Origin of the sequence: Spiroplasma floricola 23-6, assembly GCF_002813555.1 — a bacterium.
Taxonomy (GTDB): Bacteria; Bacillota_I; Bacilli_A; order Mycoplasmatales; family Mycoplasmataceae; genus Spiroplasma_A; species Spiroplasma_A floricola.
Map to the genome: position 1 here is coordinate 885,601 of NZ_CP025057.1, position 12,879 is coordinate 898,479.

General features: G+C 23.2%; 11 protein-coding genes. 1 reads left to right on the forward strand and 10 read right to left on the reverse strand.

The features are described 5' to 3' along the window. Window positions 1-107: 107 nt before the first annotated feature. A complete protein-coding gene (locus SFLOR_RS05885) occupies window positions 108-284 on the forward strand; it encodes a hypothetical protein (protein WP_157806953.1) in 177 nt (58 codons plus the stop codon). Between the two features lie 370 nt (window positions 285-654). On the opposite strand, the gene SFLOR_RS03900 is transcribed toward SFLOR_RS05885, so the two are convergent. The 10 genes from SFLOR_RS03900 to SFLOR_RS03945 form a co-directional block, all read right to left on the reverse strand. Then, on the reverse strand, window positions 655-1,077 hold the full coding sequence (locus SFLOR_RS03900) for a hypothetical protein (protein WP_100916773.1): 423 nt from the start codon (window positions 1,075-1,077) through the stop codon (window positions 655-657). 111 nt (window positions 1,078-1,188) lie between these two features. After that, window positions 1,189-1,863 (reverse strand): hypothetical protein, encoded by a 675-nt coding sequence (locus tag SFLOR_RS03905; protein ID WP_100916774.1) that lies wholly within the window; start codon window positions 1,861-1,863, stop codon window positions 1,189-1,191. A gap of 336 nt (window positions 1,864-2,199) precedes the next feature. Further along, window positions 2,200-2,859, reverse strand: coding sequence for a 5'-methylthioadenosine/S-adenosylhomocysteine nucleosidase family protein (locus SFLOR_RS03910; protein ID WP_100916775.1), 660 nt, complete (start codon window positions 2,857-2,859; stop codon window positions 2,200-2,202). Then, the gene (locus tag SFLOR_RS03915; RefSeq protein ID WP_100916776.1) at window positions 2,859-3,959 is read right to left on the reverse strand and encodes a nicotinate-nucleotide adenylyltransferase; all 1,101 of its coding nucleotides are present in this window, start codon (window positions 3,957-3,959) and stop codon (window positions 2,859-2,861) included. The genes SFLOR_RS03910 and SFLOR_RS03915 overlap by 1 nt, the downstream gene beginning before the upstream one ends. 6 nt (window positions 3,960-3,965) lie before the next feature. Then, window positions 3,966-4,823: an HAD family hydrolase gene (locus SFLOR_RS03920; protein WP_169919195.1), complete on the reverse strand. Its 858-nt coding sequence runs from the start codon at window positions 4,821-4,823 to the stop codon at window positions 3,966-3,968. 208 nt (window positions 4,824-5,031) lie between these two features. Further along, window positions 5,032-5,280 (reverse strand): hypothetical protein, encoded by a 249-nt coding sequence (locus tag SFLOR_RS03925; RefSeq protein ID WP_100916778.1) that lies wholly within the window; start codon window positions 5,278-5,280, stop codon window positions 5,032-5,034. A 366-nt stretch (window positions 5,281-5,646) separates the two neighbouring features. Then, window positions 5,647-6,639, reverse strand: coding sequence for an ATP-binding cassette domain-containing protein (locus tag SFLOR_RS03930; protein ID WP_100916779.1), 993 nt, complete (start codon window positions 6,637-6,639; stop codon window positions 5,647-5,649). Window positions 6,640-6,648: 9 nt separating this feature from the next. Further along, window positions 6,649-8,079 (reverse strand): hypothetical protein, encoded by a 1,431-nt coding sequence (locus SFLOR_RS03935; protein WP_157806954.1) that lies wholly within the window; start codon window positions 8,077-8,079, stop codon window positions 6,649-6,651. 540 nt (window positions 8,080-8,619) lie between these two features. Beyond that, the gene (locus tag SFLOR_RS03940) at window positions 8,620-10,494 is read right to left on the reverse strand and encodes a lipoprotein (RefSeq protein ID WP_100916781.1); all 1,875 of its coding nucleotides are present in this window, start codon (window positions 10,492-10,494) and stop codon (window positions 8,620-8,622) included. Between the two features lie 47 nt (window positions 10,495-10,541). Next, window positions 10,542-12,839 (reverse strand): hypothetical protein, encoded by a 2,298-nt coding sequence (locus tag SFLOR_RS03945; protein WP_100916782.1) that lies wholly within the window; start codon window positions 12,837-12,839, stop codon window positions 10,542-10,544. Window positions 12,840-12,879 lie beyond the last annotated feature (40 nt).

Consider the following 12,879-nt stretch of genomic DNA (forward strand, 5'->3'; position numbering starts at 1 on the left):
ATAATATAGAAAACTATAAATATACAAATAGAGATTATTGGCAATCATATTAAAACTTTACTTAATTTTATATTTTTATTCTCTTCTTCGAGTTTTGAATTTGAATAGTGCAAAAAAAGATAAGTTGATATCTTTGTAAAGTATCAACTATGATTATCATTGCTACAAGAATAGTAGATAAAGCAACATATACTACATCCAGAGTTGAAGCAAAGTCAATTTTGGATTTATTAAAAAGATTAATAAATAATAATAAGAATTTCAGAAGTAATAAATATTATTAAATAATTTATGGGTTTTCTTTTTTTAATTGCTTTCCTAAAAATTATCTGTCTCTCTTTTTCGTAATAATTTGTATGCTAGAAAATATTGTTCTGAATAAATTTAAAGATTAATATTATTTTCTACTCTATTAGAAAATATAAATATTTAAACTCTCTATTTTTTTTTTTTTTTTTAAAATACTTAAAGTTTTTAAACTATACCTTCTTCGAATCTATGATTTTTATATTTAGCTTACATTCAATGCCTACAATTGATTTTTACACTTATAAAAAGAGTTTTATTTTTATAAGTGTAAAAAAATAAAAAACCAGCATAAAGTTGGTTTAATTTCAAACTATTAATTTATAAAAATTATTAATATTCTATTTTTTATAAGTTCTCTAATAATAAATTATATTTTTTTCAAAAAGTAAATTCTTTATACTCTATATTTTTCTCCTTCATTTTTTTAATAGCAATAATATAAAATGCTATAAATAAGCAATTGGATATTATTGGCAGTCAAATTAATGCTTTACTTATTTTTATATTTTTATTATTTTTTTCAAGTTTCTGATTTGAAAAATATAAGAAATTAATAAGAGAAATTCTATTTAAAGGCCCTAATATAAAATACAATAATGTAACAGTAATAACTAAGATAGAAAATACTATATCTAGTTTTGTTTCAAAATTAAATCTAGTTTTTGAAAAATCTATAAATAGTCATATTAATATAGCTATACTAAAAACTTCTGCATCAATACATATTAAAAGATTCCTTACAGGTTTTATTGTTTTTATTTTTTGCATTTTTATCCTTTTCTATAATGAATTAACACTTCACACTATTAAGACTGTAGCTCATAAATATACTCCATTGCCTCTATTTGCTGATTCAATTCTATACACTACATATTGAATTTATAAAGAAATAACTAACAAAATTTTTGCTGCTATTCAACCAATTTTTGGTATAAAACTAGCTATAGCTGCAGCAGTTCTTGTTGCATCTTGAAAAACTTTTGCATAGCGACATAAAACAATAGTAGCTTCATAATTAAATGTTGCTTTATATGTTCCAAATCAATATCACTTTGTATAAATTTCTACTCTAGGAGCATTTGAATATAGTTGATATTCATTCTTGTTTTCTAAATTAAAGCTAATATTATTGTTTTGTTCTTTATATGGTAAGTATTCTACCTTATTAGCTTCTAAAACAAAATAACCTTTAATAAAAGCGTTATTAAGTTCATTAATAAATTCTTCACTTAAAATTAAATTTATTAATTTATAGTTATTTGTAAGTTTTTTTAAATCATCTTTATAAATCTTTAAAATATCTAAATTTGAGTCATATTTTATTTCATCTAAAATTTGTTCTTCCAAAGACCTGTTTACTTCTGAAAAAAAGTCTATTTTGTCACTATTAAATATTTGTGTTAATTCATTAACTATTTGAGAATATCCATTGTTAGATTCTAACTGGCTTTTAAAGAATTGAGTAGTTTTATCCTTTTTTATTCCTCCAAAAGCTGCAACAGATGAACTAGTAATTAACATAGCTGACGCCAATGTTCCTAAGAAAATTTTCACAAAAATCCCTATTTTCTTTTAGATCAAGAAGTTATATTTAAACTTTAAAAACAATTAAATAGTTTTTAAGCTATCCTTTCTTCGAATCTATGATTCTTATCTTTATTTTACAGTCAATGTCTACAATAGGTTTTTACACTTATAAAAAACCAACATAAAGTTGGTTTTTAAAAATTAATACTAACCGTGATTAGTGTCAGTTGAACACATTTGACATTCAGCACAGTTATCATCTAAGTCACAAGAGCAATTACAATCTTTGCAATCTTTATTACATTCCATGATTACGTCACTTCCTTTCATATATATTTTATTACTTTTTAAGTAAATATTTTTTTACTTTAAAATTTGCAATAAAATTTCACTAATTTTTTCACTACCTTTTTTTAAAATTAATTTAAATTGCTCCTCATTACTTCCACTCTCAATGTGATCACTTATCACTTTAAGAGCTATTAAAGGTTTTTTAAACAGATATGCTCCTTGAAAAAATCCAAAACATTCCATATCAAATATTAAAATTGAATCACTCAAAGGTTTTATTATAGAATTAACTTTTTCTTGTGAATTAATAAATACATCACTTGAACAAATATCTACCTTGCTAAAGTCTTGAAAAGATTTTAGCAGATTTTCATCTGAGCAATAATATTGTTGCATTCCAGGAATTTGACCCATTTTATAACCAAATCCTGTAGCATCAGCATTACCAAGATAAGAGTTCTTAACAACTACTGTTTGTAATAAAGATAATTTTTTGCTCAAAGTTCCTACAAGTCCAGCATTAATATAAAAATCAATTTGATATTTTTGATTAACATAAGAAAAACAACTTGCAGCATTAATTAAACCTATTTTTGAAATTGCTATATAAATATTGTCTTTTTGATATATTTCAAAATATTTATCTTCTAATAAATTAGCACAAAGTTTATCTATTAAACTTTGTGCTTCATCTTTCATAGCAAATAAAATTACTCAATTTTTATTTTTCATTATTTTTCCTCTTTAATTCAATAATTATGAGACTCAATTAGTTTAGAACCAATTGTTTCTTTTGAGTGTTTTTTAATAGCAACTTCATATTGATTTTTAAGCAATTTTTTAAAACCAGTCAATAGATCTGCTTTAACAAGTGCTCTGAGGCTCTCTACACCCTCATATTGTCTTTCAATAGATATTTTATCAGCACAAAATATTATCATGTCCAATAAACTCATGTTTTTAGATGCTACTGTATGATTAAAAACAGCAGATATTACTTCTTTATCATCTAAAAGCCAATCATTTTTTAAATGATATGCACCTACAAATGAATGTCAAACTGGTTCAGGTTCTTTTAAAAGTTCTTTATTATTTTTTAATAAACAATCTTTCATTTCTTGGTTAGTTCAGCGTTTTGCAACATCATGAAGTGTTCCTGCCAATAGTGCTTTTTGCAAATCAATATTATTTAAAACAGCTAATTCTAATGCCATTTGACCAACATTTAAAGAGTGAAAATATCTTTTTTCATCCATTTTACTTTCTAATCTTTCATATAGATACATTAATTGATTATTAACATAATCATTTATTTCTTTTATTTGTAAATCTAAATTTTCTAAATTTCTTATTTTTGTTGAACTTAAATGATTGTTTTCAAATTCAAAAGTTTCTAAATTATACTTTTCAACAATGTTTTGATTAAAATTAGTTGTTCTTAAAAAAACTTTAAAATCTATTTCTTTTATAAGGTCATTAAAATGATCTCATTTTTCAAAATTATCTAATTGATCTGAACCCATTATAAAAGAAAATTTTAAATTGGGATATTTTGCTTTGTAATATTTAACAGTATCATAAGTAAAACTTGAGTTTTGCTTTGATATTTCATATGTTTCGATTTTTACATAATCTAAATTTTTTGTAGCTATTTTTAACATTTCTAATCTTTGAACAACACTTGAAGATGAAAGTGTTTTAAAAGGATTAACATATGCAGGAACAACTCAAACCTCATCAAAATTCAAGTTTTGTTTACAACTTTTAATTATATTTATATGATCTGTATGAATGGGGTCAAAACTTCCTCCAAACAAAGCAATTTTTTTCATTTTCTTTTATCCCTTACTAATTAACTCTTTTAAATATTTACCTACACCATTATTGTCAATGTGATCAATAATTTTTCAAGCTTGTTTTTTTAAGTTTTCAACAGCATTTCCAACAGCTATTCCAAATGGCAATTCGCTAACCATTTCTATATCATTGTTATTATCACCAATTACATGAATGTCTTTCAAAGCAACATTCATAATTTCAGCTCATTTTTTAATACCACTAGCTTTGTTTATTCCTTTTGGCATTGCATCAACTAATATTCTTGATTGAATTATTGTTGAAGGATGATATAAATTTTTAGACTTCAAATAAACTTTTAATTCTTCTGCTTTTACTGTGTCTGTTTTACAATCAAGTGAATACATTAATTTAACTGTTCTGTGTACATCATTTTTAATATCTTCAATTAATTCATTATAATTATTATATAAAATAAATTCTGGTTGATCTTCTTCAAGATAATGTCCATAAAGTTTTTTATAAGCTTTAACTCTTTCTGCGCTTTTAAGTGCACATAAAGTTGTTGCAGTATATACAGAAACATCTAAATCATTTTCTAATGAATGTTGCAGTAACTCTATTACTAAATCTTTGTCCATTATATGTTCATAATATACTTCTCAAGTTAAAGGATCAGTAATTGCTCCCCCATTTGAACTTACTACAGGAAGAGTTACATTTAATTGTTTAATGTAATGCTTCATATTTTGAAATGCTCTTCCAGTAACAATAAAGAATTTATTATTTGATTTTTTTTGATAAGCATTTATATCATTAATTGTTTCTTCCAATATTTTAAAGTCACTGTTTTTAACAACAGTTCCATCTAAATCGCTTCCAATATAAGGTAATTTCATAATCTTATATCCTCCAAAAATAATTTTACAATATATTTTAAAAATAACCATAGGTCAATTATTGAAAATCAATATTTTTTTAATATCACTTACTAATGCTCTGTAAAAAACTAACAAAAAAAATAAAACTGAAAGCAACTCTATATAGCTAAAAATCTATATAATTTATCTTTTTCTCAAATTCATCTCTAATCAGTTTTTTGAATAATTATATGCTTTTTTTATAATCCTTTAATAAACAAACTTCACAGTAATTTTTAACTCTATTTAATTGAGTTACTAACATATATTTTGAAACATTTTCACATGTTTCACATTTAGTTTTATCATTATTTTTTAATTGAGCATTTAGTTCTTTAATAGCACATTTTTTACAAATTAAAGTAACAACGTTTAATTGACTTATCCTCTTAAAATCAGCATTACTTTTACAATTATTGCAAATAAGTTCTTTCATTATTATCACTTCTTTTCTATTAATGTAATTATATTTAAAAAAATGTTGATTTTTTAATTTTTTTTTGATATATTTAATAATGTCCTTTTGGACGCGACTATGATAGTTAAAAAATCTAAGCAGATAACATCACTTGTCTGTATTTTCATTTTTTAATTAGTATAATATCCTTTCTTTCGATTTAGGCCACTTATATTATCATAGTCAATAAGTGGCCTTATTACTCATTCATATCTTTTTAATTATTAGCAAATCAATTACATATGCGAAAGCATGATTAATAATAAAAAAAATACACTTTTATAAAGTGTATTTTTTTTATTAATTTTAACAAAGTATACAAAGCAATTTAATATACTTAATAATTTATTGCTTTTTTTCTTCTTTTTTATCTATTTTTTTAACTTTTACTTTTTTCATTACAATAATTTTATCTTCAACTTTAAACTCATATTCTAAAGCTTTGCAAATTGCTTCCATATTAATTGGTAACTTAATAAGATTAGCTAATGGTAAGTTATTTTTAATTAAGTATAAAAATAAGTAGTTTAATTGTTTATATCTTTCAACTGCAATAACCAATGAATTTTCTTTATCATCGTATTTAAAAGTTTTAATACCATTTTCTTGTAAGAAAGTTTTAAATTTAATTACATCAAATTCTTTTCTAACATATAGTTTATATTTTGAATATACATTTAATTCTGCTGCTGAACCTTCAAATATCTTTTTACCTTGATCTAAAATAATATAATCATCAATAATATCTGAAATTTCGTCAATATTATGGACTGTAATAATTACTGTTTTGCCTGCTTCTTTAGCTTCAATTAATAAGTTTTTAATTTTATTTCTTCAATAAGAATCTAAGTTAGCTCCAGGTTCATCCATAATAATTATTTGAGAGTCTTTTATAAAACATAAAATTAAATTTAATCTATTTTTCATTCCTCATGAAAAATCACAAATATTTTTATTTCTAGCAACTCAAAGATCAAAGAATTTAAGTCAATACTCTATTTTCTCTTTAATTTCACTCTTAGGTAATCCAATAATTAAACACATAGTTTTTAAAAAATCTTTTGCTTTTATTTTGTAAAGTGCAAAATCAGTTTGACTGTAAAGGCCAACAAATTTATTTACTTTATAACTAGTCATTTTTTTTCTTGAAACATTTTTTACCAAGATTTTACCTTTAAATTTTCTTGTAGCTCCAATTATAGAGTTAATAATAACACTTTTTCCACTACCACTTGAACCAAGAATAGCTGTAATTTTACCAGATTCAATAGTCATATCAATAGGACCAATTTTATTATTTTTAAATTTTTTTACAAAATTTTTTAAAACTACTTCCATATTTACCCCCTATTTTAAATCCAATTTATTAAATCTATGAAATGCTAACATTAAAAATGTTATTGTGATAATCAACATTACGATTAAGTAAATTTGAGGATTTACATGCTCGTTATATGCTTTTTCATTAAAAGTACCATTTTCATTTGGTTCAAAAGTATAATTACTATAACTTAAAAATAGATTTTCTTGTTGATTAAAATAAATTTTTGATTTTGAATAACTATTAAATCAAAAGTCATCATAACTAAATCCTGATCAGTTACTATAGTTACTTCAAATTCCATTAAATATATTAAGTGTATTGTAAATATCATAATTTTTTCTAGCTTTTGAATATTGCTTTCAATTATTATCTTGATCAAGAGTGTATGTAGTGGCAACTACATATTTGCTTGTGTAATTTATAAAATACTCTTCTAAAATTCTTGCACAAATCATTATTGGAGAAAATAAACTATTTCTAATAAAACTATTTTCAGTTGAACTTGCTCCAATTGTAAATCCAGATTCCAGTGAAACATTAGAAGCTATATTATATTTATACATATTTATTAAATAATCTTTTTTAAATGGTGCAACAATTGAAGTATTAGTTTGATCAGTTATTTGACTTTTTGCTTCATCTATAAAAATGAAATCATCGTAAAAACTACTAGTATTTTCCATAAAATTAGTTATATTTTTTTGAATATCTACAGAGAAATTATAAAGATCTTTAAGTACTTTTGCATTTTCACTTGCAGATTGATTAATTTTATATTTTAATTCTTCTTGAGATATAAAAGTATTTTCTAGTGACACTTTAATTGTTACTAAATTGTTTTTTTGAAACTTTTTCAATTCATCATTTGTTGGTAAAGTATTTATACGAATATCTTTTGCACTTATTTCTTTAGTATCTGTATTTACAACTCCAATTGCTTTTCAAAAATCATTAATTCTCTTATCTATTGAACTTGTTTCAACAAATTGTTCACGTGTAAAATGATTATCATCTACAAGAAATTTATTTAAAGCATATGATAAATATGGATATCTAATTTGATAATTTGTTACATACTTTTGTAAATCAAATGATTCATATAAATCAGTTACTTTAATTATTTGAGAAGTACCTCTTGAACTAAAACTTAATGTTGCTTGCTCTTCTTTTGCTGTAACAAACAATCTTGGAATATTAGATAAGAAAGTTAAAGAAATTAATAATGTACAAATTATTGTTGTTACTTGCAATGAATTAAATAGCAATAATAATAAAATAAAAGATAATAAAAATATTGTTGATATAAATGAATAAGTTAAAAATGATAAATTAAGTCTTACAATCAAATCCGAATTATTTGATAATAAAATTCCAAAACCTGTAATAACTCCCGTTGATATAGCTGTATTTATAAAAACTATTATTATAATTAATAAGTATTGACCCAACAACATTTTTATTCTTGATATTTGATTTGAAAATACTAGATATAATAGTTTATTTTCTAAAATATTAATTATAAAAAATTGCAAGGATCTTAAAACTATTAGAAAAATAAAAAGTGATATATAAATTAGTACATAGAAATTAAAAAATATTACTAGTTGTGCACCAGTTGATGAAAAAAAGAATAATGCTGAAAATAGGAATGGTAAAAAAAATAAAAATATATTTAATATTAAAAAAGATTTTTCATGAAAAATCATTTTAAAATTAAAAATAAAAACGCTTAAAAAAGATATTTTATTTTTCAACTTCACAATAAAGCTCCCCCTTTTTAGATTTATTTTTATAAAAATTAATTAAAAAATAAGTCTAATAGCTCTATATATAAAAAAATTATATGTTAATCTTTTTTTTTATTTTTAAAAAAGATATTTATTTCATATATATATTATAACAAATATTAATAAAGTTCAATATCTTTTAAAATGTTATAGCAAGTTTTATTATAAAAAAATAAAAAAATCTTATATATTTAATAAAATTAGATTTTATTTATTTCCTACTATAATTTTTGATACTTTATTATTTAGATTAGCATTATTACCACTTAAATTAATTCACATTTCTATGAAGTTAAAGTTAATGTAGAATCCATACATAGCTTCATCTGATCCTTTTCCATTACCAGCTTTAACTGCTTTAATTCCATCAGTTGTTAAACTATATTGCATATAATCTTGTGATAATTGTCATAAACCTTGGAAATATGATGCTATTCCAAAGTTAAATGACATTTGTGATCCTTCATTCATTAATTTATTTCTATAAATTAATTGATCACTATTTTTTAAAGATAAAGAACTATTCATATTTGCTGTACTTCATATTCCAGTGTCTTGAACTGGTGTTTGTCCAGAGATAGTTCTTCATATACTTTGTTCTATTGTATTATCTTTAGTAAGTCCTGTAAATGATACATATGTAGAATCCGTTGTTGGTTTTTTTACATTATATACATTTTGGAAAGATTTAATACCTTTAATTGCATTAAAATATAAAGCTCCCAATACTGCACTACTTTCATTATTAGCAATTTCAGAATTTTTAATTGAGTTGTCAATTGCAACTGAATATGAAATTTTTAAAGCATTAAATGGTAAGTAAAAATTAGAGTTAATTTTCATTTGTAAACCTTCAACATCAAGAGATCCATACATTATTGAAGTAGTATCATCATATTTTCCTTGATAATTTTCATTTTTCTTAAAAGATTTATAAGAAAGTGTTTGAAATGACTCTACTCGACTTTTTCAAGTATCACTTCCAGTAGTTAAATCAAATATGAATTTATTTACTCTTTGATTTCCATAATTTTTGAAAGTTTTATCAGTATCTTCAATTGTGCTTTCTGCAAATATTGCATTTTGAATTGTTGTACTTTTATCTTGTCCATAAACATGTATATAACCATTAGATGATTGAAGATATCCAGTACCATAAATATTAAGTTTATTTGGTGTACCTACTTTTAATGAAGGTTTGTCATCAATAAAAGTAAAATCATAATCTGTTAAATCATAACTAGTTTTAATAAATGAATTTACATAACTTGAAAATTCGCTTGTTTGATAAAGATTTTTCATAGCTTCTTGTCTTGAAGAATCGCTGTAGAATGTATCTAATACTTCATAACCCTTTTCTTTAGATATTCCTAGAGCCTGTCTATCAATTCATGAGTATTTATTATCGTCATTAAAAAATTTACTTGAAAAAGTTTTTTCAATTTCTTTAATTTTTAAACTTAATGCTCCATCATTTGAGAAAGTTATAAATAAAGGAATTTTAATTTCATAAGTATTTTTTACACCTTGTTGATCTTTATAAGCTGCTTTTATTATTAAATCAAACTTACTTGAAGATAGAAGATAATCTTCTGTAACATTTCCTGATACATCCTTACTTGTATATTCAATTACAACATTGTCTGTATATATTGAATCTACAACTTTATTGTTTAATAAAATAGCATTGTATTTATCACTTTTTGAAGCAATTAATTGTAATTCATTAGATAAATCATTTAAACTTAAGAAACTGAAAACATCTGCTTGAAAGTTATTTTTGACTTCTGTAGTCATTACTTCACCTTTATCATTTTCAATATCCTTATTATTTCCATATTTTTTTACATTTTCAATGTTAAAGAAAGAATTTGATCCTGTTTCTTTAGCTTCTTTAACCAAATTAGCTCTTCTTGCATTAATTCATGAAGTTGATGTTGTATCTACTTCCTCTTTATATTCTTTTATAAGTTGTTCAATTTGTTCATTAGTCATAGGATCTTTAGTTCCACATGAAACAGCATAAGCTGTTGTATTTGCTATAAGACCAAAAGCTCCTAGAAAACTCAATAGTTTTTTCATTATTTTACCCTCCATAGTATATTATACACTAAAAAGTGACTGAAAATCTATTTTTGTGATTTTAAGGATGAATTATAATCTGGGTTATTTTTATTTTGAGAAACATGTTTCTTTCAATAATTCATTAATAATTCTTTTCATTTATCTTCTACTGCTATTTTATATTCAAATTGACCATAAGATCTTTCTTTATCTTTTCATCAAGTATTAATATCATCTATTTTTTGATCTTTTGCAACTCCAAAAGTATTAACAGTTCCTGCAAAAATATATTGTTTTTGAGAGAAATCTCATAAAACTTGAATTTCGTTATTAAAAATATTTTCTCTAACAACTGATTCAGATGATTCTTTGTAATCATTAGTTATTAAATTTATTTTTTTACTTTCAAGTAATTCATAAAATGCAATATCGTCATCTGCTTTTGCTCAATCAGTATTCGAGTTAAGACCTTTATTTGAAAAGTCCAAACTTACGTTTCGATTGTGAATTTCAAGTTTATCATTTTGATCTTTTCCAAATATTTCATATATTTTTTCATTTGAGTATTTATTAATTAAAGCTAATAAATGATAAATTCTTCAAGAATCAGCAACTGGTTCATTTTTATTTGCAAAATTAGTAGTTGAATTTAAAGCAATAGCTTCTTTTAATTTATCTAGCATAATTTTTTCTAATTCATCTTCAGTTGCATTAACTTTTGAGTCTTTTAAACCCAATACATCTAACTCTATTGATGAGCTTGCTTGATATTTGCTTAAAACATTATAAGTTTTTTGAGAATAAGCTCTATCAAGTAATCTTTGACTTAAAAAAACATTTCTAAATCCTTTGTCAGCAATGTATTCATCTTCATTTTTTTTATCATCAGGAGAGTATCATTGTTTTCCATTTCCAGTTATTGGAGTTGTTTTAGATCAATAAAAAACTTTAAATTTATATGAAGAATCATAACCAAAATCTAAATAATGTGTTTGATTAGCTAAAGCTATATTATCTTGATTCTTATTTTTAAATAAATTAGCATTTAATCATTCTACAGAAAAATTAAATTGTCCTGATTCTGGGTCATCATTATTTCTTGAATCATCAATAATGTTTCTAAAAACTGATATAAAATTATCTTTATTTACTGATATAAATTCATTATTATCTTTTTTTATTTTATCTATCATATTTGTAAATTGATTTAATAATTGTGTATTTATTGATGGATTATTAGCTAGCACATTTTTAATATTTGTTTCTAATTTTGTTATCATAGATTGAACAATTATATCAGCTTCTTTTAATTGTTCTTCTATAAAAAGTGGTTTTCCATCATTGTCTACAAGATTTCTTCTATCAATTGAATTTTTAAGTAAAATAGCATAAATTTGATTTTTAACAATAGTATCTACTTGATCAGTACTCATTCCTTCACTTAAAAAGATAGGTTTCTGTAATAAATACTCATTTAAAGCTTTTTCAATCTCATCTTGAGAATTTTGTAAAACCATATTTGTAAAATCCAAGTTAACTATAGTATTATTGATAAAATCAGTTGCACTTGGTGAGTAATTGAAAAAGCCTGTAGGTACTTTTGAAGATTGAGTTGAAAGAATATTTTCCAGTTTGAATAAGCTTGAAGAGTTTGCATATCCTCGATAAATCATACCTTTGTTTGGATTTTTTTCGTCTAAAAATGCATCTTGTGAATTTAGAGTATTAGATGAATTATCATTTCGATGAGTTGCTTCTTTATTTGATTTATCTTCTTGTACTTCTCCATCTTTATTTGCAGATAACTTTCTATTTATATTAACTCTAGCATAAGTTGGTTGATCTACACCATTTCATCCTAATAAATCTTCATTTAAAAAAGTAACTGATAAAGATCAGTCTTTGTCTTTTTCACTCATTCAACCACTAACATTATTATAAAATGCTAAAGATGTATTTTTATCTTTAACTAAATCTTTTATTGCTCACTGTGACTGTCATGAAAGTTTATTTGAAATTCACCCATATCCTGGAACTTTTGTAGAAATTTCATTTAAAAATTGATTAGACATTATATAAACACCTAAACTTTTTTTAAGTACTGCTCCATTTGGGTTTTGATTAATTAATTCCTTCAATCCTAATGCTTCTACTACTTTATCAATGTCTGCATCAGTCATTAAAGAATTGATCTGAACACCATTTTTAACAAGTTGATCTTCTGTTAAATTATAAATTGATACTATTTTTTCTTCATCTGTATAATTAAGAGACATGTCAAGACCACCATTACAAGCAATAACAGTTGATGAAGAAACTACAGTTAAACTAATTACACCTAAAAATGAACATAATTTTTTCATATCTTAACATTCCTTTCAAATTTATCTTATTATACTATTC